Source organism: Eubacterium sp. LMAG:50 (assembly GCF_008680265.1).
In the GTDB taxonomy this organism is placed as follows: domain Bacteria; phylum Bacillota; class Clostridia; order Lachnospirales; family Lachnospiraceae; genus Eubacterium_U; species Eubacterium_U album.
This window is the reverse complement of sequence record NZ_NALP01000005.1, coordinates 240,711-265,645: the sequence shown is the minus strand read 5'-3', so window position 1 is coordinate 265,645 and position 24,935 is coordinate 240,711. Positions and strand designations below refer to the sequence as shown.

The window sequence follows — 24,935 nt, the reverse complement described above, 5'->3', positions numbered from 1 at the left end:
ATAATGGGAATATTTTCAAGCCTTTAAGTTAAATTAATAATCTAAATCAATATATTATTTTGCTCTTGATGAAGCAACTTTTTCCTGAACAGACTTTGGAGCTGCCTGATATCTTTCAAAGAACATTGAGTAGTTTCCACGACCCTGAGTTGTAGAACGAAGTTCTGTTGAGTAACCAAACATTTCTGACAATGGAACGAAAGCTCTTACGATCTTACCGCCACCGATGTCATCCATACCTTCAATCTGTCCACGCTTTGAATTCAAGCTTCCGATAACATCACCCATGTATTCTTCAGGCATTGTTACTTCAACCTTCATGATAGGCTCAAGTAATACTGGATCTGCCTTAGCCATAGCATCCTTGAATGCCATAGAACCTGCAATGTGGAATGCCATTTCTGAAGAATCGACTTCATGGTATGATCCATCATATACTGTAGCGTGTACACCAAGTACTGGGAATCCTGCGATGATACCTGACTGTGCAGCTTCTTCGATACCTTCTCCAACAGCTGGGATATATTCCTTAGGAATGTTACCACCAACTACTGTAGATTCAAACTTAAACTGTTCTTCACCGTTTGGATCCATTGGCTCAAACTTAACTTTACAGTGACCATACTGACCACGACCACCTGACTGCTTAGCATACTTGCTATCAACGTCAACTGCCTTAGTAAATGTTTCCTTGTATGCAACCTGAGGTGCACCAACGTTAGCTTCTACCTTAAATTCACGAAGAAGACGATCTACGATTACGTCTAAGTGAAGTTCACCCATACCAGCGATGATTGTCTGACCTGTTTCACGATCTGTGTGAGCACGGAATGTAGGATCTTCTTCAGCTAATTTAGCTAAAGCTTCACCCATCTTACCCTGGTCATTCTTTGTCTTAGGCTCAATTGCGAGCTCGATAACTGGTTCTGGGAATTCCATTGATTCAAGAATTACAGGATGCTGTTCATCACAGATTGTATCACCTGTTGTAGTCAACTTGAAACCTACAGCAGCTGCAATATCTCCTGAATATACTTTATCTATTTCTGTACGCTTGTTAGCATGCATCTGTACGATACGTCCAACACGCTCTTTCTTACCCTTTGTAGCATTTAATACATATGAACCTGAGTTCATTGTACCAGAGTAAACTCTGAAGAATGCTAACTTACCTACGAATGGGTCAGTCATAATCTTGAATGCTAAAGCTGCAAAAGGTTCATCATCTGATGAATGACGTACTACTTCGTTACCATCTTCATCAACACCTGTGATATCAGGGATATCTGTTGGAGCTGGCATGTATTCGATAACACCGTCTAACATCTTCTGTACACCTTTGTTCTTGTAAGCTGATCCACAATATACAGGAACTGCTTCACAAGCGATTGTAGCTCTTCTAAGAACCTTCTTCATTTCTTCAATTGATGGTTCCTCACCTTCAAGATACATTAATGTAAGGTCATCATCTAATTCACAAATCTTTTCAACAAGGTTGTCATGCCATTCATTAGCAAGATCCTTTAAGTCATCAGGGATTGTTGTGATTTCGATATCTTCACCCTTATCATCTTTATAGTAATATGCTTCCATTTCAAATAAATCGATTAATCCGGCAAAATCGTCTTCTTTACCGATTGGAATCTGAACTGGGATTGCATTCTTGCCCAAACGATCAATGATTGTCTGAACTGAATAAAAGAAATCTGCACCCATTTTATCCATCTTGTTGATGAATGCCATACGAGGTACATTGTATGTGTCAGCCTGACGCCATACGTTTTCTGACTGTGGTTCAACACCTGCTTTAGCATCAAATACACCTACAGCACCATCTAATACACGAAGTGAACGCTCAACTTCTACTGTAAAGTCAACGTGTCCGGGAGTATCAATAATGTTGATACGATGTTCTAACGCACCTTTTTTTGGTTTGTGATGATCTTCTAATGTCCAGTGGCATGTTGTAGCAGCTGAAGTAATTGTGATACCTCTTTCCTGTTCCTGTTCCATCCAGTCCATTGTAGAAGCGCCATCATGAGTCTCACCAATTTTATAATTTACACCAGTATAATATAAGATACGTTCTGTTAATGTAGTCTTACCGGCATCGATATGAGCCATAATACCAATGTTTCTTGTTCTATCTAGTGGATATTCTCTTCCAGCCAAGGTTTTTTCCTCCTTAATTTATTGTTCATTTGCATGAATTTAAAATTAAAACTGTATATTTGTTACAAAACAGTTATTGCTATGCAACCTGTCTTGTAACACTTACAGTTTTATTAGAAACGATAGTGAGCAAATGCTTTGTTTGCTTCAGCCATCTTATGCATATCTTCTTTCTTCTTTACTGAAGAACCTGTATTGTTTGCAGCATCCATGATTTCGTTAGCTAATCTTTCTTCCATTGTCTTTTCACTTCTCTGACGAGAATACAATGTAATCCAACGAAGTCCTAAAGCCTGTCTTCTTTCAGGTCTAACTTCAATAGGAACCTGGTATGTTGCACCACCGATACGTCTTGCTTTAACTTCAAGTGCTGGCATGATGTTGTTCATAGCTTCTTCGAAAACTTCGATTGCATCTTTACCAGTCTGGTTTGCAACTCTATCAAAAGCTCCGTATACGATCTTCTGAGCTACGCCTTTCTTACCATCTAACATAATGTTGTTGATAAGCTTTGTAACTACTACGTTATTGTACATTGGATCTGCTAATACTTCTCTTTTCTGAGTATGTCCTTTACGTGGCATGTTACTTCCCTCCTTAATCAATTTTTCCTAAATTTGCCTAAAATATTCACAAATTTAGATTTTGCAGGTTTCCTCACTTGTGAGTCTCCTGCGATTAGATCTTCGGTACTCACATAAGTTGTGTCCTTGCGCACGGCTTTAGACTCTATTTCTAACACCGCAAAGTTTAACTTTCGTGTCAAACTCTACCCTGTAATAATTCTAATAACCGGCACTAAAATCATTCAACCTGTGATTGGCTTATAAAAGCCTTTCCTACTTAGCGTCTTTTGGTCTCTTAGCGCCGTATTTAGAACGGGCCTGACGTCTCTTAGCAACACCTGCTGTATCAAGTGTACCTCTGATGATATGGTATCTTGTACCTGGTAAATCTTTTACTCTACCACCACGGATAAGTACAACGCTATGTTCCTGAAGATTATGACCTTCACCTGGAATGTAGCTTGTTACTTCAATACCATTTGAAAGACGTACTCTGGCAATCTTTCTAAGAGCTGAGTTAGGCTTCTTAGGTGTAGCTGTCTTAACTGCTGTACAAACACCACGTTTCTGTGGAGAAGCTGTATCATTCATCTTCTTGTTTAAAGAGTTATAGCTCTTTAATAATGCTGGAGCAGTTGACTTCTTAACTGAAGTCTGACGTCCTTTTCTTACTAACTGGTTAAATGTAGGCATCCTTTTTTCACCTCCTGTTATTAGAATTATGTGTAAATCACATTTATTTGTAGCAAAAAGGCATAATATGCCTGTTCGCATACTATGCCATTATATATGTGTTATATTTTTTTGTCAACATATCATTTAAAAAATTAATTTTCGATACTTTTCTTTATAAAAATGTAAAAATTGTTAATTTCTTTCGATATTTTCATACATTGTAACTTTTTATAAATTAAATGTCATGTTATTTAATTCATTTTTAAACACCATACTATTTAATTTATTATTAAAACGCCATGCTGTTTAATTCATTCTGCATTAAAGCTTCTGCAATAATTCCGAATCCAAAAATAGTCAATAACAAATAAATAATTCCTGAGTTACTTGACATAATTCCTCTTGCTGTTTTTGCTTCGTCAATCTTTTCACCCTGCTTATAAGCCCAATAAAGACCATATATTCCACATGTTACGAGTGAAAGCAAGAATGCTACACCTCCTGATGTATTGTTCAATCCTTTGTTATCCGGCAATAATGTGTTCGCATCGTCTGTTAAAACAACAAACCAATATATTCCGTAAATCCCACATGTTACGAGCGAAAGAATTATGCACATTGCAATACTTCTTCTCTGAATCATACCTTTCTCCTCCTTTTCTCTTTTTTGGTAAATAAATTCACCCATTGAGTATAACACACATATATACCATTTGAAACATTTATTTACAAATTATGCCTATTATATTTTAAGGCCAAATTTATTGCATTTTATAAACGCATATAAATTTGGCCCTGTTTTATTACTTTTTATCTCTCTTTTCTAAAAATTTTAAACTATTTTTTCATTTATTATGATACAAAACATTGCATTTTATTCATATTTCAATAATAATATTCTATTACTTATTTTTCTCTGCCTTAATTACTTTTTGAAATTCTATCATATCTTTTGCAATTTCACCGCTTAAAGCAAGAAGACATATTAAGTTCGGAATAGCCATAAGCGCATTGGCTATATCTGAGAAATCCCATACAATCTGTAATGTTGTTGTAGCTCCTATGTATGCAATTAAAGAAAATAATATTCTGTAAATCATGTTGTATTTGTGTGTTCCCAAAATATATTCAAATGCTTTTTCTCCATGATACTCCCATCCAAGTATTGTTGAAAATGCAAATAATGCAATTCCTATTGTAACAAGGTAAGCTCCCCATTTACCTAAAGCCGTACTAAATGCTGCAATTGTCAAGGCAGCTCCAGATACTAATTCTCCTGATGCATCTGTTGTTCCAAGTACACCTGAGCTTGCAATACATAATCCTGTAATAGTACATACAACTATTGTATCGTAAAACGTTCCTGTCATATTTATGTATCCCTGTCTTACATGGTTATCTGTTGTAGCTGCTGCTGCAGTTATGGCAGCTGAGCCCATACCTGCTTCATTTGAAAAAACACCTCTTGCTACACCAAATCTCATTGCGTTCATCATTGAAGCTGTAATTGTTCCTGCTACTCCTCCTGCAAGTGGCTGTATCCCTATTGCAGATTGAAAAACTGCTGTCAATCCTGCGGGAACATTTTCTATATTAATTATAATTACCACTAAACCTGCTATTACATAAAATATTGCCATTGCAGGTACTACAACCTGTGATACTTTTGATATTGATTTGATTCCACCTACAATTATAATTAAAGCTAAAATTGTAAGAATTACCCCAACAACATTTGTCGGGATGTTCCATGTAGATTTTAATGACTCTGATATCGAGTTTGCCTGTGTAAGATTTCCTATTCCAAATGATGCTATTACAGCGAATAAGGCAAACACCCAACCAAGTACTGCTCCAATCTTTTTATTTTTAAATGCCTTTTTCATTGTATACATAGGACCACCTGACATTTCCCCATTAGCATTTACTTCTCTGTACTTAATTGCAAGCATACATTCACTAAATTTTGATGTAATTCCAAATGCTGCCGACAACCACATCCATACTAATGCTCCGGGTCCACCTGATACCATGGCTGTAGCAACACCTACGATGTTTCCGGTACCAATTGTTGCTGCAAGCGCTGTTGTCAGAGCTGAAAATGGTGAAATATCTCCACTTCCTCTACTTTTTGTTCTTGCTTCTTTACTAAGTGTCGACTTAAGGGCATAGCCTAAATTTCTCCATCCTAATCCTCTTGTTCTGATAGTTAAAATTACTCCGGTTCCAACTAATAAGCATAACATAATTGGTCCCCATACAATTCCGTCAATTGTTGACAAAACATCTCCCAGTGTCTTTGCAAATCCTTTCATAAGCATACTCCCTTCCTTTTTCTTTTTTTACCATAAACACAAAAAGCGGCAACCCGACTCCGGGTTACCGCCTTTGGAACTTACTAATATACTAATTTGTCATCCGTTTATTGTCAAGTTTATTTTACTCTCATCTCGTTTATTACTTTTATATATTTTGCAAAGCATGCTATTCCAAATATAACCGTAAATATTCCATAGACAAAAATACTTACTACCCAATCATGATTTGCAAAGAAATAAAATGCCCCTAAACTTACTACGATATAAAAATATCTTGGCATCCAATCCTTAACTTTCAATTTAAAATGCTTTATAAATTTTCTATCTGTAATTAAATACCATACTATAAATGACGCAAGACTTGCTAACGCAATGTACCATGAATCATTAAACACAATCAATGCTATTACATCAAACGCAAAGCCTATGGTAATTGCCATAATGTTGTTAGCAGTGTATTCCTTTATCATCTTAAGTACTTTAAAATAATTTCCACATACTAACATTATTAAAATTCTGAATACTATAGTTCCAAACAAAATTGCGACTATAGGAATGCTATCATTATATTTAGGTATCCATAATTGTATGATAAATTTTGCTGCAAAAAATGCCGCCATTGCTGCTGCTGAAACAACAGATACCACATCACTAAGCATCGTATAATATAATCCATATTTATTTTCATCCGCTCTAACAAGATATGGATATACAAGATTTGTAACAACCGTTACCATTGTAAATACAAGACTTACTATTGAAACCGCAAACTGATACATTGAAAATGTATATTTAGGCATAAACTGTTGTACAAATATACTGTCTATTCCTAAAATAATAATTCCAACAAACTCACTAAGCATCAGGAAAAAACCTGTTTTTATTAATCCACCAACTTCGGATAACTGAACTTTTCCTGATTTTGCAAGTATAATTTCTTTATTTTGATATATAGACAAACTCATACATACAAAATTCATTATTGTTGTGAATATTAAAATACTTAAATATGTGTACAGATGAAATGCTATAATACATCCTACTGCTACAACATTTAAAATATTCTGAGTTATTGTAAGATAACTGTCTATAACAAATCTCTTTGTAAATTGATTTATAGATGAAAAGAACCATTTAATATTAATCAACGGAATATTAACTATTACAAAAAGATATGCAATTCTTTGATCTATATCATTTCCACCACTTGCAAATATAACAAATGCTAACAACGCCAATGCAGAAATTATATGAATTACTATCAGGCTTTTAAAAAATGCTTTAAACTTACTGTATGGAATATCTTCATAATCATATTTTCCATACTTAATATATATTCCGTTTACAAGTCCAAAATGAAGGAACCCCGCATACGCTATATATAAATTATAAATCTGATAATTTGCATAACTATCAACACTAATATTCTTTGGCAAAATAAATCCCATAAACAGACCAACTAAAATAGTCAGACCGTTACTTAAGCATACCATTATTATATTTTTTGTAGCTGAACTTACTTTATTATTCATTACTAATTATTCCTTTTACCATTCTACGGACATAAGTCAATAAAATTATTTTTTGTATTTATACGAGTATAAGTCAATAAAATCATTTCTTGTATAATTCAACAAATACTTTTTTCATATCATTATAACAAACAGATTTCAAAAGGCAATATACCCATCCTTGTTTCATACTTTATTAACTTTATTGTAACTGTTTTAACAAAGTTATTATTCTTTCTTTTGATTTTTTTCCTTTAATGTTAACAACTACACAAACAATTACTAATATTGCAGTAGCTATGGCACACATAATAATATTGTCCAATTGTTTCTGATATATTGACCATGATAATCTTGCAATTATTAATATCGCTGCTACCGCTACTAATGTTGTCAAATAAAATCCGTTTGTAAATCTTCCTTTAATTGATGTTTTATTTTCTTTAGCTTCAATTGTTCCTTTAAAAACTGCCGGTATAGCATCTTCTAACTTTCCTTCTGAATTATCAAATGTTTCAATCATTATTTTATTATCTTCAACACTGCACTTTAATGCATTTTTTTCGCATTTTCCTTTTAAAACTTTTATGAAACTGCTTTTTTCTCGATTAAATTCAAATTCCATCTTATTCCTATTCTTTCCTTCAGAAAAATCGGCTGTCAAAAACAGAAATTATATTCTCTATTTTTGGCAGCCTTTATATGTCAATATTAATCTATCTTAATTTACACCATTTTGTGTAATTTTACAACAGCATTTTTCATACTGTTATCTGCTACATTTGAATAACAAATCATCCCATCTTCTGTCAACTTCCTTCTGGAATTCTTCAATCAGGTGTTCATTTTCAGGTTTAAACAAATGTTTAAATCTTCCCTGTGTTCTTAAAAATTCTTCAATTGGAAGTCTCTTCTTTGGTTCATAATTCAAAATCCATTTGCCATCAATCACTTCAAATAATGGCCAGTAATTAGTTTCTACACCTAACTTACATATTTCCATTATTTCGTCAGCTTTATATTTCCATCCTGTAGGACATGGTGACATAACATTTAAAAATGCCGGTCCATCTGTATAGATAGCTTTTTCAGCCTTAACATGCATATCTTTAAATCCCTGAAGTAAAGTTGTCTGTGCAACGTATGGAATGTCATGTGCTGCAAGTATTGCTGCTAAATCTTTTCTATACTGTGCTTTACCTTTACATTTTGGTCCAACAGGTGTTGTTGTTGTATCCGCATACATTGGAGTTGCTGATGAACGTTGTGTACCGGTATTCATATATGCTCCATTATCGTAGCATACATACGTCATATTTGTTCCTCTTTCCATTGCTCCTGAAAGAGACTGGATACCGATATCATATGTACCACCATCACCACCAAATGTAATGAATTTATAATCTTCTTTTAATTTCCCTTTTTTCTTTAAAGCCTTATATGCACCTTCAACACCACTCATTGTCGAACTTGCATTTTCAAATGCACTATGTATATAACTGTCTTCCCATGCTACATATGGATACATAAATGACGATACATTTAAACATCCTGTTGCACATGAAATAACTGCCTTATCACCTTCATGAAGTCCTCTAAGAACGTTTCTTGCTGTTATAGTAGCTCCACAACCTGCACACATTCTATGACCGGGAGCAAATCTTTCAGGCTTATTCATTGTTTCTTTAAAATTGTAACCCATTTATTTTGCCTCCTTATCTCTTAATCCCATGTATCTGTAAACGTCACCTGTTTCTCCTGTTGCTGCGATGTCTTTTAATGTATCATATACATTAATCATGTCATCAACTGTAACATCACGTCCACCAATACCATACATGATATCAATTGTAAGAGCTGTACATCTTGCTGTGTACATTGCCTGCATTGTCTCTGCTCCTAATGGGCCTCCATTTGTTGAAAAGCTTTCAGATCTGTCCATTATTGCTACAGCCTTACATTTTTTAAGTGAAGCTGCAATTTCTTCTCCAGGGAAAGGTCTGAATGATCTTACTTTTATAAGACCTACCTTTTCACCATTTTCTCTCATATGGTCGATTGCTTCCTTTGTTGTTCCTGCAGCTGAACCTATAATAACAACTGCATATTCAGCATCTTCCATTCTATATTCTTCAATAAGACCGTATTTACGTCCTGATATTTTTTCAAATTCTTCTGCAATATCTTTAATTACCTGCTTTGCATTTTCCATTGCATGAGCCTGTGCTTTTCTTGATTCCATATAGTAATCAGTGATGGCATATGGTCCTACTGCATATGTTTCATTTGGATTGAGCAAATAATCTTCCGGCTCATATTCTCCAACGAAATTCTTTACTACATCATCATCAAGTAATTCCATATTCATTACAGCATGACTTGTAATAAATCCATCCTGACAAATCATAATTGGTAACATAACATCCTTATGTTCTGCAATTCTGTAAGCCATAACCATATTGTCATATGCTTCCTGATTTGTTTCAGCATATAACTGAATCCAACCTGAATCTCTTGCTCCCATTGTATCTGAATGATCACAGTTAATGTTAAGAGGGCCTGTAAGAGCTCTACAAACTGCTGCTAATACGACAGGTACTCTATGAGATGCTGCAACACCTAATACTTCCCACATAAATGCGAGTCCTGCAGATGATGTTGCTGTCAATGCTCTCGCTCCTGCTGCTGATGCACCAATTGCTGCTGACATTGAACTATGTTCACTTTCAACTGTAATAAATTCTGTATCAACTAATCCATTTGATACATAATTTGCAAAATACTGTGGAATTTCAGTTGATGGTGTGATCGGAAACATTGGAAATACATCCGGATTAATCTGTCTTAAAGCATTTGCAACTGCTTCATTTCCTGACATCTGTACTTTCTTAGGCATTCTTCTTCACCTCCATCTTTATTGCTCCAAATGGACATGCTTTAACACAAATTCCACATCCTTTACAATGATCATAATCTATTGCACATCTCTTGTAATCTTTTACCGGAATTGCGCTATCCGGGCAACAAGGTACGCATAATAAACACTGTTTGCATTTTTCTTCATCTATAACAGGTGCTACATTTGTCCAGTCACCTGTTACAAACTGCTTTGTTGTTCCGCAACCTACAACTGTGTTACCTCTTGTAACATCCTGCCATGCTACATCAGTTCCTAACTTTGTTATATCTGTCTTTGCCATTTATTTAACCTCCCTTAAAGCTACCTTAAGAGCTTGCATATTTCCTTCAATTACTTCAGGTTTTCTTGCAAATTTATGCTTGAATGAACCTTCCATCTCATTCAAGAATGTTTCATCATCGATTACTCCTGTAACCTTTACTATAGCTGCAAGCATTGGTGTATTAGGGAAATTTTTACCAAGAGTTTCCATTGAAATCTTTCTGGCATCAACTGTGTAAACTTTTCCTTTATATCCTTTTAACAGTGGTAATATTTCTTCCTTACTTTTTGCAGTATTAATTAGAATTGCTCCATCTTCTTTAAGACCTGCTGTAACATCGACAATCTCTAATAAAGTTTCATCAACTACAACTACAAATTCCGGATCATAAATATTCGAATGAACTCGAATTTCTGAATCACTTATTCTGTCGTAAGCAGTAATTGGCGCACCCATTCTTTCAGGACCATATTCAGGGAAACCCTGAGCATATTTACCTGTTTTAAACGCCACTTCTGCTAAAAGCAAAGCTGCTGTTTTGGCACCTTGTCCTCCACGTCCGTGCCATCTGATTTCAAGCGTATCTTTCATCTTTTTTCTTTCCTTTTCATAAATTGTTCTTTATGCATTTATGTGTTATCTGGATTGAATTAATAAATTCGAAAGCACTTTAACTAACTGCATATAAAGAGTATTATAAGCAAATTGCACATTATTTTCAATAGTTAACGCTTTAATATGTTAAACTGTTAATTAATTTAATAGTTGGCAATGCCAAACCTGAACCGTATAAAGTAAGACTCTGTCTTTGTCCCACATATGTTGCAGCTCACCCTGAATAATTTACTACATGAGAAATTCCAGGACTTCCTGTAAGCATTACATAACAAATTTTCTGAAATAGAATCTGATAAACCCGATTCCTGATTATTTACATAAGATGTTATTTTGTAATAATAATCTGTTGCTGTATTGTCGGTATATTTAGTTCTCTTTTTTATCAAAAAATAGCATTAATGTTAATTGCTTAAAATCTTTCATATAGTAATTCAGTAAAAATAATATTTTTAATTGCTTAGAATTTTGTACATAATCAGCACACAAAAAATGCCCTACAGATTGTTTCAAACTAAAAGTTCTTTCAATCTATAAGGCACCATTTTTATATATTATATTATTTTTTTCTTACATCACATGTACATTTAATCTTTACTTTTTAAATTTATCTTTTTCTTTATTTTTATCATAAATCAATCTTGCACAATATACAAAAGGTGTATCAGCAAGGCTTGTTACAATAAATATCACATAACTGGAAATTACAATTTTTATTATTGTTGATGTTGAATGTATTCCCCAAAATGCACCAAGTGAAAATAATAGATTATTTAAGAACTGTGATACAAGTGTTGAACCATTGTTTCTAATCCATAAATATTTTCTTTCATTACCAAACTTCTTTTTAGTAAATTCCCACCATTTATGATATGCCCACACATCAAATTGCTGTACTATGGCATATACAATCATACTTGTAAGCATTAATCTTGGTGTATTTGAAAAAATTGTCTTCATTGCAGGCATCGCAAAATCGCTTTCTGCAGGGATATACTGAAGCCACCACTGCGACAAAATTATAAAAGCAATTGATGTAGATATACCCAAATATACCGCAAGTTTAGCATCTTTTTTTCCATATATTTCACTTATTATATCCGTTATTAAAAATGTAGAAGCAAATAACACATTTCCTAATGTCATTTCCATTCCAAATGCATTAATAACTATTAAAACTTCGATATTAGCGCCTATTGTTGCAATTATTGTAAATGTATATAATCCCTGTTTTCCAAAAATTCTATACAATACAAGCGTCATTCCATAAATTACAATTATTGAACCTATTAATAAAATTTCATTTAACATTTATTCTCTCCAACTCCAAAATCTGTATTTTCTAATAGAATATCCACTTTATCATTATCTTTAAATCGTGGATATACTTTTGTTCTAAATTGCTCAATAACCATTTTATCAGGCTTTATCGGCATTTTATTTTCTGTCATAATATTTACATATACACGTTTAAAATGCTTTAAGCCCATTTCTATATCCCAAATCATAGATTCGGCTGTTTGTCCTTCTATTCCTTGAAGCAAATTAATTTCATCAAAATATTCAGCTATTATTTTCGGATTTTTTTCATCTATTCCTTTAACAAGATAATTTTCTCTAAAGTCATAATCAAAAGTTTCTAATCCGAGTCTAATTACAGGTTCTACTCCCAAATCCATAAATTCCTTTTTAAATTCTTTAACTTCATCTTTATGAATCCAATGACATTCAAAATGAATTTTTTTTATTTTTTTATTTACGCAAATATCCTTAATCATTTTAATTGTATTTCCATCTAAATCTACAAAACTTCCTGAATTTATTACTTCAAGTTCACCAAACATTCCTGTCACTTTTTCAAGTTCAGCTTTATTTATTTTATAATTAAATTCTTTGTCAGGGCTTGAGTCTAAATGATAATCACAAAATCTGCATTTACGCCATTTACACCCATTTCCAACAAGCATTACTATTTCTCTTGGACATTTACCTTTAATAATTGAATATCTTACAGGATTAAAACCTTCTACCATAATTAATTGCTCCTTTATCAAACAGCACTTTATAATATACTTATTTAAACTATAATCACCACTCGTACAGCAGATGTTTTATAGTTCGTAACAAAAAAAGAGCACACTAAGGCGCTCTTTTTTTCATAAATTAAATCCTTAGTTTTGTTTATAGACAGGATGGTTACGAACTGTCTTTTATATTATCAAATGCAAGTATATTGCTTTTGATTTTTTTATTCTTCTGTATCTTCGCTAACCGCAACAACGTCTTCTGATGTAATTTCTTCATCTTCTGAGAATGATAAAACATCATCATCGTTTATTGCATTTGCAATATTGTCATCAGTATCTAATTTTACAGAACGGTATCTCTTCATACCTGTACCTGCAGGGATTAATTTACCAATGATTACGTTTTCCTTAAGACCTACAAGTGGATCAACCTTACCATTAATAGCTGCTTCTGTAAGAACTCTTGTTGTTTCCTGGAATGAAGCTGCTGATAAGAATGAATTTGTAGCAAGGCTGGCCTTTGTGATACCAAGCATTACCTGAGTACCTGTTGGAACTTCTTTTCCTTCTTCCTGCAAACGTTCTACTGTTTCATTGAAATCAAGAACGTCAACTGATGTACCTGGAAGGAATTCTGAATCTCCTGCTGTGTCAACCTTAATCTTCTTAAGCATCTGACGTACAATTACTTCAACGTGCTTATCATTAATTTCTACACCCTGTAAGCGGTAAACTCTCTGTACTTCACGAATCATATAATCCTGAACTGCACGAAGTCCCTTAATCTTTAAGAGATCGTGTGGGTTTATACTACCTTCTGTAAGTTCGTCACCTGCTTCAAGGATTGCACCGTCAAGAATCTTAATTCTTGAACCGTAAGGAATCAAATATGTCTTTGATTCGCCTGTTTCATCATTAGTAATAACAATTTCACGTTTCTTTTTATTTTCTTTAATTTCAGCTCTTCCACCAAATTCAGCAATAATAGCAAGACCCTTTGGCTTTCTAGCTTCAAATAATTCTTCTACTCTAGGAAGACCCTGTGTAATATCATCTCCAGCGATACCACCTGAGTGGAATGTTCTCATTGTAAGCTGTGTACCAGGTTCACCGATTGACTGAGCAGCAATAATACCAACTGCTTCACCAACCTGTACTGACTGACCTGTAGCCATGTTAGCACCGTAACACTTAGAACATACACCTACATGTGATTTACATGTAAGAATTGTACGAATCTTAACCTTGTCTACACCTGTAGCTACAACCTTTGCTGCACGCTTTGGTGTAATCATGTGGTTTGCTTTTACAATGATATTTCCTTCTGCATCATAAATTGTTTCTGCAGAATATCTTCCTGTAATTCTTTCTTCAAGACTTTCAATTACTTCACCGCCGTCTGTGAAAGCTTCGATTTCCATAAATGGAATTGCCTTTCCTTCACAACAGTCAACATCACGAATAATTAAATCCTGTGATACATCAACAAGACGTCTTGTTAAGTATCCTGAATCGGCTGTTCTTAACGCTGTATCTGCCATACCTTTTCTAGCACCATGAGCTGAAATGAAGTATTCCAAAACGTCAAGACCTTCACGGAAGTTTGACTTAATAGGCAACTCGATAGTTCTACCTGATGTATCGGCCATCAAACCACGCATACCGGCAAGCTGTTTAATCTGCTTATCAGAACCACGGGCACCAGAGTCAGCCATCATAAAGATGTTATTATATTTATCAAGTCCTGTAAGAAGGGCTTTTGTAATTTCATCATCGGCTTTCTGCCATGTTGTAATTACTTCTTTGTATCTTTCTTCATCTGTTAAGAAACCACGACGATAGTTCTTTGTAATCTTTTCTACAGTTTCTTCAGCATCATCTAAAATCTGCTGTTTAGCTGCAGGTACTGTCATATCAGAAATTGAAACTGTCATGGCAGCTCTTGTTGAGAATTTATAACCCATAGCCTTGATATCATCTAAAACTTCAGCAGTCTTTGTTGCGCCATGGTTATTGATTACTTTTTCAAGAATCTGTTTCAACTGTTTCTTTCCTACGTGGAATCCAACTTCTAATTTAAGGAAGTCTTCATCTGTTTCTCTCTTAACAAATCCCAAATCCTGTGGAAGGATTTCATTAAATATTAAACGTCCAAGAGTCGCATCAACAACACCTGTAATTTCCTTACCTTCATTGTTGTATACAGTTCTCTTTACACGAATCTTCTGGTGAAGAGTAATTTCTCCATTTTCATATGCGAGAATTGCCTGATTTTCATTGCTAAAGCTACGTCCTAAAACGTCAATAGTTTTACAAATTACAACTCTGTCATCTGCATGGAATTTAATCATTGAATCAACATCAATTTTTCCATCATTTAATTCTTTTCTGATACTGTCTTCATCTTCGTAAACTTTTGCCTTTTCTAATGTCTTAACAAGTTTCTCATCATCTGAATAATCAACATATTTATCCATTGTCAAATAGTAAATACCAAGTACCATATCCTGTGAAGGAACTGCTACAGGTGCACCATCTGATGGTTTTAATAAGTTGTTTGGTGACAATAATAAGAATCTACATTCTGCCTGTGCTTCTACTGACAATGGAAGATGCACGGCCATCTGGTCACCATCGAAGTCGGCATTATAAGCTGTACATACAAGTGGATGAAGCTTAATAGCTCTACCTTCAACTAAAACAGGTTCAAATGCCTGAATACCAAGTCTGTGAAGTGTAGGGGCACGGTTAAGCATAACCGGATGTTCTTTAATTACATCCTCTAATACATCCCATACTTCTGTCTGTAATCTTTCTACCATCTTCTTAGCACTCTTAATATTGTGTGCTGTTCCATTTGCCACTAATTCTTTCATAACAAATGGTTTGAACAATTCAATAGCCATCTCTTTTGGAAGACCACACTGATAAATCTTAAGTTCTGGTCCTACAACGATAACTGAACGTCCTGAATAGTCAACACGCTTACCAAGTAAGTTCTGACGGAAACGTCCCTGCTTACCTTTAAGCATGTCTGATAATGATTTAAGAGCTCTGTTTCCAGGACCTGTTACAGGTCTTCCTCTTCTACCATTATCGATTAACGCGTCTACAGCTTCCTGAAGCATTCTCTTTTCATTTCTAACAATGATTTCCGGAGCTCCTAATTCAAGAAGTCTCTTAAGACGGTTATTTCTATTTATGATTCTTCTGTATAAATCATTTAAATCTGATGTAGCAAATCTACCACCATCTAACTGTACCATAGGTCTTAAGTCAGGTGGAATTACAGGTACTACATCAAGAATCATCCATTCAGGTTTGTTTCCTGAACTTCTGAAAGCTTCCATAACTTCAAGTCTTTTAACAATCTTAGTCTTTTTCTGACCTGTTGCTTCAAATAACTCTGCTTTAAGTTCTTCAGCTTCTTTATCCAAATCTATAGCTGCAAGTAATTCTTTAATAGCTTCAGCACCCATGCCTACTCTGAATTTTCCTGCATATTCTTCATAAGCTTCTCTGAATTCTTTTTCAGATAAAACCTGCTTGTACTCAAGATTTGTATCCATTGGATCAAGTACAATGTACGATGCGAAGTACAATACTTTTTCCAATACCTTTGGTGATATATCAAGGATTAATCCCATTCTCGATGGGATACCCTTGAAGTACCAAATGTGTGATACAGGAGCTGCAAGTTCAACTCTACCCATACGCTCTCTACGAACGCTGGCCTTAGTTACTTCAACACCACATCTGTCACAAATGACACCTTTATATCTGATTTTCTTATATTTTCCACAATGACATTCCCAGTCTTTGCTAGGTCCAAAGATTTTTTCACAAAACAATCCGTCCTTTTCAGGCTTTAAAGTTCTGTAGTTAATTGTCTCTGGTTTTGTTACTTCACCCTTTGACCATTCTCTGATCTTTTCTGGTGATGCAAGACCGATTTTAATCTTGTCAAATGCCACCTGTTCACTAATGTTGTTATCTGTCATGATCAAATCTCCCTTCTACTACTCGTTGTCGTCACTAGAAACATCTTCTGATGCGCCAACTGCCTGAAGTTCTTCGTTAACGAATTCCTGTGTTGTATAACCAGCTTTTTCAAAATCATTGGCATTTTCTTTATTTGAATTAAAGTTTCTATCGTTGTTAATAATTGCATTTATGTTTGTTTCACCATAATCAATGCTTTCCTTTAATTCTACTTCTTCGTCATTTTCATCTAATACCTTAACATCTAAGGCAAGTGACTGAAGTTCCTTCAAAAGAACCTTAAATGACTCTGGAATTCCAGGCTGTGGAATATTCTCACCTTTAATAATTGCTTCATATGTCTTAACACGTCCAACAACATCATCAGACTTAACTGTTAAGATTTCCTGAAGAGTATATGATGCGCCATAAGCTTCAAGCGCCCAAACTTCCATTTCACCAAATCTCTGTCCACCGAACTGAGCTTTACCACCAAGTGGCTGCTGAGTAACAAGTGAGTAAGGACCTGTTGAACGTGCATGAATCTTATCATCAACCAAGTGATGGAGTTTAAGGTAATGCATGAATCCGATTGTAACCGGGCTATCAAAATATTCACCTGTTCTACCATCTCTTAATCTTACCTTACCATTTCTTGAAATTGGTACACCCTTCCACTCTTCTCTGTGGTCAAGATGTTCCTCAAGGTAAGACATTACATCTTCACGTAATGTATCATTATATTTTTCTTTGAAATCTCCCCATTCCATATTAGCATAATCATTAGCTAATTCGAGAGTATCCATAATATCATTTTCATCCGCGCCATCAAATACCGGAGTAGCAATGTTAAATCCTAATACCTTAGCAGCTAAACTAAAGTGGATTTCAAGCACCTGTCCAATATTCATACGAGAAGGTACACCCAATGGGTTAAGTACGATATCAAGTGGTCTTCCGTTTGGAAGGAATGGCATATCTTCAACTGGTAATACTCGTGAAACTACACCCTTATTACCATGACGTCCGGCCATCTTATCACCAACTGAAATCTTTCTCTTCTGTGCGATGTAAATACGAACTGATTCGTTTACACCAGGAGCTAATTCATCTCCATTTTCTCTCTTAAATACTTTAGCATCTACAACGATACCTGAAGTACCATGTGGCACTTTAAGTGATGTGTCTCTTACTTCTCTTGCCTTTTCACCAAAGATAGCTCTTAAAAGTCTTTCTTCAGGTGTAAGTTCTGTTTCACCCTTTGGTGTAACCTTTCCAACAAGAATATCTCCGGCACGAACTTCAGCACCAATTCTGATGATACCTCTTTCATCCAAGTCTTTACGTGCTTCATCACCTACACCCGGAACATCATTTGTGATTTCTTCAGGTCCAAGTTTTGTATCTCTTGCATCTGTTTCGTATTCTTCTATATGAATTGATGTATAAACATCATCCTGTACTAATCTTTCGCTAAGTAAAACAGCATCTTCGTAGTTATAACCTTCCCATGTCATGAAACCAATTAATGGGTTCTTTCCAAGTGCGATTTCACCATTAGATGTTGATGCACCATCGGCAATAACTTCTCCTGCTTCCACATGATCACCCTTAAATACGATTGTTCTGTGGTTATAGCAGTTACCCTGGTTACTTCTCTGGAATTTCAAAAGATGATATGTTTCCTTTTCTCCATTATCATCATACTTAATAGTAATTTCCTTTGAAGTAGCTCTTTCAACTACACCGGCACGTTTAGCGACAACACATACACCTGAGTCAACAGCTGCTTTTGCTTCCATACCTGTACCGATTACAGGAGCTTCTGTTGTCATAAGTGGAACAGCCTGACGCTGCATGTTAGATCCCATCAACGCACGGTTAGCATCATCGTTCTGCAAGAACGGAATCATTGATGTAGCAACAGAGAATACCATTCTAGGAGAAACGTCCATAAGATCAATTCTCTTCTTAGGGAACTGAGATGTTTCTTCTCTGTAACGACCTGATACGTTGTTATGGATAAAGTATCCATTTTCATCAAGTGGTTCATTAGCCTGTGCTACTGTATAATTATCTTCTTCATCAGCTGTAAGATATACAACTTCATCTGTTACTCTTGGATTTGATGGATCTGACTTATCAACTCTTCTGTAAGGAGCTTCTACAAATCCATATTCATTAATTCTTGCATAAGTTGCAAATGAGTTAATCAAACCGATGTTAGGACCTTCAGGAGTTTCAATAGGACACATTCTACCATAATGAGTATAATGTACGTCTCGAACTTCGAATCCGGCACGGTCTCTTGAAAGACCACCAGGTCCTAACGCTGAAAGACGTCTCTTATGTGTCAACTCACCCAGTGGGTTATTCTGATCCATAAACTGTGATAACTGAGAACTTCCGAAGAATTCCTTCACAGCTGCTGTTACTGGTTTTATATTAATTAAAGTCTGAGGTGAAATTCCTTCAAGATCCTGTGTTGTCATTCTTTCACGAACAACTCTTTCCATTCTTGAAAGACCTATTCTGTACTGGTTCTGAAGCAATTCGCCTACGGCTCTGATACGTCTGTTTCCTAAATGATCAATATCATCAGCTGTACCAATACCGCATTCGATATTCATACAGTAATTGATAGATGCTAAAATATCTTCCTTTGTAATATGCTTAGGAATCAATTCATGTATTCTTCTTGAAATTGCATCCTTAAGATCTTCTTCTGTATCATTTTCCTGAAGTATTTCTTCAAGAACCGGATAAAATACTGCTTCATTAACGCCTAAATCAGTGCAATCAAAATCAACGTAGCTATTAATATCTACCATCATATTAGAAAGAACTTTTTCATTTCTAATTTCAGTCTGAATCCAAACTGCTGGTACTGCTGCGTTCTGAATCTTAATTGCCATTTCTTCTGTTACTCGGTCACCTGCGCTTGCAAGTACTTCACCTGTTGTAGCATCTACTACATCTTCAGCGAGTACATGACCTTTGATTCTGTTCTTTAATGCAAGCTTCTTGTTGAATTTATAACGTCCAACTTTAGCCAAATCATATCTTCTTGAATCAAAGAACATACCTGTAATTAATGATTCTGCGCTATCTACACTTAAAGGTTCACCTGGGCGAATCTTCTTATAGAGTTCTAAAAGACCATCCTGATATCCTTCTGATGGATCTTTTTCAAAACTTGCGAGAAGTTTAGGTTCTTCGCCAAACAAGTCAATAATTTCTGCATTTGTACCTATTCCTAAAGCTCTAATAAGAACTGTTACAGGCACTTTTCTTGTTCTGTCCACACGAACGCTAAATATATCATTTGAATCTGTTTCGTATTCTAACCATGCACCTCTGTTAGGAATTACAGTTGATGTAAAGATTTCTTTACCAACTTTATCATGACTTACACCATAATAAATTCCAGGAGAACGTACTAACTGACTGACAATTACACGTTCTGCACCGTTAATTACGAATGTACCGGTTTCTGTCATTAAAGGCAAATCACCCATAAATATATCATGTTCAGTAAATTCACCTGTTTCCTTGTTATGAAGTCTAACCTTTACTTTTAAAGGAGCTGCATATGTTGCATCTCTTTCTTTACATTCCTCAATCGTATACTTCTTATCTTCAACACATAACTTGAAGTCAACGAACTCAAGGCTTAAGTTCTGGCTGTAGTCTTCAATAGGAGAGATATCATCTAACGCTTCTTTTAGTCCATCACTAAGGAACCATTCATAAGAATTTCTCTGTACCTCAATAAGATTTGGCATATCCAAAACTTCTTTTTGTCTAGAATAACTCATACGAAGGCTTCTACCTGATTTCACAGGACGGATTCTCTTTTTCTCCATCGACATTTCACCCCTTGTCTAAAATTTGTCTTTTTGTTTATTCAATAGGGCGCAAATTACCCCTATTTTCACAATAAAGCACTCTACACTTTAGCATAAACTTATCTATATGTCAACGACTTTTTTGATGTTTTTACCATTTTTTAAATTTTATTGCAGAATTACACACGATATATATAAGAGATTACCCCAATGCTAGACAAAGAGCCTTTTTTGTAATACGTTCCTCTAATTGATTTCCTTCGTAAATCAATTAGCACACGGCATTCGCTGTTTTTCTAAAAGCTCGTTCCTCTAATTGATTTCCTTCGTAAATCAATTAGCACACGGCATTCGCTGTTTTTCTAAAAGCTCGTTCCTCTAATTGATTTTCTTCGCAAATCAATTAGCACGCGGCATTCGCAGAATGCCGCGTAACATAAAAAGAGATAGGTTCTTATTTATGCAAGCATAATAGAACCTATCTCTTTTTATGTTACGTCGCTTTGCTCAAAGCTTCGCGATAATTATTTAATTGTAGCAACTGCTCCAACTTCTTCAAGAGCTGCCTTAAGAGCTTCAGCTTCTTCCTTAGAAACTCCTTCTTTAACTACCTTAGGTGCTCCATCAACTACTTCTTTAGCTTCCTTAAGTCCTAATCCTGTTGCATCCTTAACAGCCTTGATAACTTTAACCTTGTTAGCTCCAACTTCTGTTAATTCAACATCGAATTCTGTCTTTTCTTCAGCTGCTGCTCCAGCATCTCCTGCTGCTGCAACTACAACACCTGCTGCTGCAGATACGCCAAATTCTTCTTCACATGCTTTTACTAAATCGTTTAATTCTAAAACTGATAAACCTTTAATTACTTCAATGATTTCTGCTGTTGTCATTGTTTAATCCTCCATATAATAAATTAATTAATTCTTTGAACTTTCGTTCAGTCAATAAAAACCTGATAATTCAGATTTATGCAACTTCTTCGTTCTTTTCAGCAATCTGCTTAATAACACGAGCGAAGTTTGTAATTGGTGACTGCATAGATCCAAGTAACTTTGAAATAAGTACTTCTCTTGATGGGATGTTTGCAATCTGAGCAATTCCTGCTGCATCGTAGCATACACCTTCAACTACACCTGCTTTGATTTCAAGAGCTTCAGCGTCTTTAGCGAATTTAGCTAATTCTCTAGCTGCTGCTGTAGCATCTTCTTTACAAATAGCGATAGCTGTTGGTCCTTCTAAGTATTCAGCAAGACCTTCGAATTCTGTTCCCTTAATAGCGAAATTAATCATTGTGTTCTTGTATACTTTGTATACAACACCAGCTTCTCTTAACTGTTTACGAAGCTTTGTGTCCTGTTCAACAGTAAGACCACGGTAATCAACTACAACTGCTGTTGCAGCACCGTTAAGTAATTCAGCAATTTCGTCTACTATAGGTTTCTTTACTTCTACTTTTGCCATGAATGTTTTGCCTCCTTATTAAAATTAGGTTCAACCAAACATTAAGCCGAATAGATTTTCAATATAAAAACCTCTCTGCCTAGACAGAGAGGTGTATAAGTCATTAAAAATTCTTATCCCTCGGTAGGCATCTTATGATTTACGACTAATGTCACCTACTGTCTTCGGCAATTGGTATTAACCACTTTGTGCATACTAGCACACAATTATTGAATTGTCAATAATTTTATTAATTAATAACAATCAGATTGTATTAATCTATATTTGTTAATTAATTGCTTAACTTAGCAACGTTTAACTTAACTCCAGGACCCATTGTAGATGTAAGAGTTACGCTCTTGAAGTACTGTCCCTTTAATGCGCTTGGTTTAGCTTTGTTTAAAGCATCAACTAATGCGTTGAAGTTATCTGTTAACTGTTCTTCTGTAAATGAAGCTTTTCCAACTGGAACGTGGATGATGTTTGTCTTGTCAAGTCTGTATTCAATTTTACCAGCCTTGATGTCGTTAACAGCCTTTGTTACGTCCATAGTTACTGTTCCAGCCTTAGGGTTTGGCATTAATCCCTTAGGTCCGAGTACACGTCCTAAACGACCAACAACACCCATCATGTCAGGAGTAGCAACAACTACGTCAAAGTCGAACCATCCTTCATTCTGAATCTTTGGAATTAATTCATCTCCGCCTACGAAATCTGCACCAGCTGCTAATGCTTCGTCTACCTTGTCTCCCTTAGCGAAAACTAAAACCTTAACAGTCTTACCTGTTCCGTGTGGTAATACAACAGCACCACGAACCTGCTGGTCAGCGTGACGTCCATCACATCCTGTTCTGATGTGACATTCTATTGTTTCATCAAATTTTGCAGTAGCTGATTTCTTAACTAATGCAATTGCTTCTTCTGTGTCATATTGAGCTGCTCTGTCAATTGACTTAGCTGCGTCTAAATACTTCTTTCCTCTTTTCATTTAAACCTCCTTGTGGTAATAACGGATAAACCTCCCACATTTCTCAATTCATTTTAAATTACAACATAAGTCGTTTAATAACTTTTTGTTGTTCGCGATATTATTTATCTACGAAAATTAGTCTTCAACTTTGATTCCCATACTTCTAGCTGTTCCGGCAATCATGCTCATTGCTGCTTCAATGCTAGCTGCATTTAAATCCGGCATCTTTGTTTCAGCGATTTTCTGGATATCTGCTTTAGAAATAGTAGCAACTGTTTCTTTAAGTGAGTTACCAGCTCCGCTCTGGATGTTACATGCTTTCTTTAATAAAACTGCTGCAGGTGGAGTCTTTGTTACAAAACTAAAACTCTTATCCTGGTATACTGTGATTACAACTGGAATAATCATTCCCGGCTGATCTGCAGTTCTTGCGTTGAATTCCTTTGTGAATTGAACGATGTTTACACCATGCTGACCAAGTGCTGGTCCAACTGGTGGTGCTGGTGTTGCTTTGCCAGCTTCGATTTGCAATTTAATGTATCCTTCTACTTTCTTTGCCATCTTTCGGCACCTCCTAAAATTTGTGGTATTATCGGGAATCCCTCCCACTGCTCTACAAATATGTAAAGCAATCTATTAAAACCAAATGGTTCTAATCCATCTTTTTAACTTCAGTAAAATCTAATTCTACCGGAGTTTCTCTACCAAACATGTCCACATTAATTGTGACTGTCTGTCTGTTTTCATCAATGCGCTTAATGACACCTGCTGTGCCTTCCCATACGCCCTTGATTACTGCAACTGTATCTCCCTCTGAGAATTCAAGAGTAACCGGACCCTTGTTAATTCCAAGTGAGAGCATTTCTGCATCAGTAAGTGGAACAGGTTTTGATCCCGGTCCTACAAATCCTGTAACTCCTCTCGTATTACGAACAACGTACCATGTATCATCATTCATAACCATATTAATGAGTACATATCCCGGAAACATCTTCTTCTGTGTAACTTTTTTTACACCATTCTTAATTTCAACTGCTTCCTGAATCGGAACTGATACTTCTAATATCTGATCCTGCAATTTTCTATTCTCAATTGTCTGTTCAATATTAGTCTTTACTTTGTTTTCATAACCTGAATAAGTATGAACTACGTACCAATTTGCTTCTGACATATAATCACCTCTTCATTATTTTATTCTTATCCTATAATATGATCCAACCCAAACTGAATGAGCTGATCAATTAAGCTAATAAGAACACCTAAAATAACTGTGATCACTGTTACAACAACAGTCTGTCTTATAACGGATGCTTTTGTTGGCCAGATTATTCTTTTGAATTCAGCCTTCAAGCCTGCAAACCATTTTTTTACAGAGCCCTTTGACTTGTTAGATGCTTCTCCCATCTTAATCCCTCCATTATATAAAACTGACTATTTTGTTTCTTTATGCATTGTGTGTCTCTGACAGAACTTGCAGTACTTCTTTGTTTCTACTCTGTCCGGATGACTCTTCTTATCCTTTGTAGTATTGTAATTACGCTGTTTGCATTCTGTACATTCTAATGTAATTCTTGTTCTCATGGCTTAACCTCCACTTTATTTATAATCATTTTTTGTATCTTGTTTTAAG

At 35.3% G+C, this 24,935-nt stretch carries 22 protein-coding genes and 1 other annotated feature; all 22 genes read right to left on the bottom strand.

The genetic code is table 11. From position 1 onward, the window contains the following. Positions 1-54: 54 nt before the first annotated feature. The 22 genes from fusA to rpmG all read right to left on the bottom strand — a co-directional run bounded on the left by fusA (position 55) and on the right by rpmG (position 24,886). Positions 55-2,172 carry an elongation factor G gene (fusA, locus tag CCC31_RS02590; protein WP_117908880.1) on the bottom strand — a complete coding sequence of 706 codons (2,118 nt, stop codon included), beginning with the start codon at positions 2,170-2,172 and terminating at the stop codon, positions 55-57. 113 nt (positions 2,173-2,285) lie between these two features. Next, positions 2,286-2,756, bottom strand: a complete 471-nt coding sequence (gene rpsG, locus CCC31_RS02585) for a 30S ribosomal protein S7 (protein WP_022089854.1) — start codon at positions 2,754-2,756, stop codon at positions 2,286-2,288. A 255-nt stretch (positions 2,757-3,011) separates the two neighbouring features. Beyond that, entirely contained in the window at positions 3,012-3,431 is a 420-nt protein-coding gene (rpsL, locus tag CCC31_RS02580; RefSeq protein ID WP_022089855.1) for a 30S ribosomal protein S12, read from the bottom strand. Positions 3,432-3,702: 271 nt separating this feature from the next. After that, entirely contained in the window at positions 3,703-4,056 is a 354-nt protein-coding gene (locus CCC31_RS02575) for a DUF4234 domain-containing protein (protein ID WP_022089856.1), read from the bottom strand. A 259-nt stretch (positions 4,057-4,315) separates the two neighbouring features. Continuing rightward, positions 4,316-5,728, bottom strand: coding sequence for a sodium:alanine symporter family protein (locus CCC31_RS02570; protein WP_117909043.1), 1,413 nt, complete (start codon positions 5,726-5,728; stop codon positions 4,316-4,318). Positions 5,729-5,847: 119 nt separating this feature from the next. Continuing rightward, on the bottom strand, positions 5,848-7,263 hold the full coding sequence (locus CCC31_RS02565; protein ID WP_290849358.1) for a hypothetical protein: 1,416 nt from the start codon (positions 7,261-7,263) through the stop codon (positions 5,848-5,850). A gap of 181 nt (positions 7,264-7,444) precedes the next feature. After that, positions 7,445-7,867 (bottom strand): hypothetical protein, encoded by a 423-nt coding sequence (locus tag CCC31_RS02560; RefSeq protein WP_290849357.1) that lies wholly within the window; start codon positions 7,865-7,867, stop codon positions 7,445-7,447. Between the two features lie 144 nt (positions 7,868-8,011). Then, positions 8,012-8,944 carry a thiamine pyrophosphate-dependent enzyme gene (locus CCC31_RS02555; protein ID WP_117908870.1) on the bottom strand — a complete coding sequence of 311 codons (933 nt, stop codon included), beginning with the start codon at positions 8,942-8,944 and terminating at the stop codon, positions 8,012-8,014. Continuing rightward, a complete protein-coding gene (gene porA / locus CCC31_RS02550; RefSeq protein ID WP_117908868.1) occupies positions 8,945-10,138 on the bottom strand; it encodes a pyruvate ferredoxin oxidoreductase in 1,194 nt (397 codons plus the stop codon). Continuing rightward, positions 10,131-10,442, bottom strand: a complete 312-nt coding sequence (locus CCC31_RS02545; RefSeq protein WP_022089862.1) for a 4Fe-4S binding protein — start codon at positions 10,440-10,442, stop codon at positions 10,131-10,133. The genes porA and CCC31_RS02545 overlap by 8 nt, the downstream gene beginning before the upstream one ends. Next, positions 10,443-11,015: a 2-oxoacid:acceptor oxidoreductase family protein gene (locus CCC31_RS02540; RefSeq protein WP_022089863.1), complete on the bottom strand. Its 573-nt coding sequence runs from the start codon at positions 11,013-11,015 to the stop codon at positions 10,443-10,445. A 618-nt stretch (positions 11,016-11,633) separates the two neighbouring features. Continuing rightward, positions 11,634-12,350: a queuosine precursor transporter gene (locus CCC31_RS02535; RefSeq protein WP_022089864.1), complete on the bottom strand. Its 717-nt coding sequence runs from the start codon at positions 12,348-12,350 to the stop codon at positions 11,634-11,636. Then, positions 12,344-13,072 (bottom strand): radical SAM domain protein, encoded by a 729-nt coding sequence (locus CCC31_RS02530; RefSeq protein WP_022089865.1) that lies wholly within the window; start codon positions 13,070-13,072, stop codon positions 12,344-12,346. The genes CCC31_RS02535 and CCC31_RS02530 overlap by 7 nt, the downstream gene beginning before the upstream one ends. Before the next feature lie 215 nt (positions 13,073-13,287). Then, positions 13,288-17,067, bottom strand: a complete 3,780-nt coding sequence (rpoC, locus tag CCC31_RS02525; RefSeq protein WP_022089866.1) for a DNA-directed RNA polymerase subunit beta' — start codon at positions 17,065-17,067, stop codon at positions 13,288-13,290. Positions 17,068-17,085: 18 nt separating this feature from the next. Further along, positions 17,086-20,913: a DNA-directed RNA polymerase subunit beta gene (locus tag CCC31_RS02520; protein WP_117908864.1), complete on the bottom strand. Its 3,828-nt coding sequence runs from the start codon at positions 20,911-20,913 to the stop codon at positions 17,086-17,088. A 506-nt stretch (positions 20,914-21,419) separates the two neighbouring features. Further along, on the bottom strand, positions 21,420-21,785 hold the full coding sequence (gene rplL, locus CCC31_RS02515) for a 50S ribosomal protein L7/L12 (protein ID WP_022089868.1): 366 nt from the start codon (positions 21,783-21,785) through the stop codon (positions 21,420-21,422). A 76-nt stretch (positions 21,786-21,861) separates the two neighbouring features. Beyond that, positions 21,862-22,356, bottom strand: a complete 495-nt coding sequence (rplJ, locus tag CCC31_RS02510; protein WP_022089869.1) for a 50S ribosomal protein L10 — start codon at positions 22,354-22,356, stop codon at positions 21,862-21,864. A 55-nt stretch (positions 22,357-22,411) separates the two neighbouring features. After that, positions 22,412-22,542 (bottom strand) — a sequence feature (ribosomal protein L10 leader region). 85 nt (positions 22,543-22,627) lie between these two features. Beyond that, a complete protein-coding gene (gene rplA, locus CCC31_RS02505; RefSeq protein ID WP_022089870.1) occupies positions 22,628-23,323 on the bottom strand; it encodes a 50S ribosomal protein L1 in 696 nt (231 codons plus the stop codon). A gap of 117 nt (positions 23,324-23,440) precedes the next feature. Beyond that, positions 23,441-23,866, bottom strand: coding sequence for a 50S ribosomal protein L11 (gene rplK / locus CCC31_RS02500; RefSeq protein WP_022089871.1), 426 nt, complete (start codon positions 23,864-23,866; stop codon positions 23,441-23,443). 91 nt (positions 23,867-23,957) lie between these two features. Then, the gene (gene nusG / locus CCC31_RS02495; RefSeq protein WP_022089872.1) at positions 23,958-24,476 is read right to left on the bottom strand and encodes a transcription termination/antitermination protein NusG; all 519 of its coding nucleotides are present in this window, start codon (positions 24,474-24,476) and stop codon (positions 23,958-23,960) included. A 26-nt stretch (positions 24,477-24,502) separates the two neighbouring features. Further along, positions 24,503-24,709, bottom strand: coding sequence for a preprotein translocase subunit SecE (gene secE / locus CCC31_RS02490; protein ID WP_022089873.1), 207 nt, complete (start codon positions 24,707-24,709; stop codon positions 24,503-24,505). Positions 24,710-24,736: 27 nt separating this feature from the next. Then, the gene (gene rpmG / locus CCC31_RS02485) at positions 24,737-24,886 is read right to left on the bottom strand and encodes a 50S ribosomal protein L33 (RefSeq protein ID WP_022089874.1); all 150 of its coding nucleotides are present in this window, start codon (positions 24,884-24,886) and stop codon (positions 24,737-24,739) included. Between the last annotated feature and the right edge of the window lie 49 nt (positions 24,887-24,935).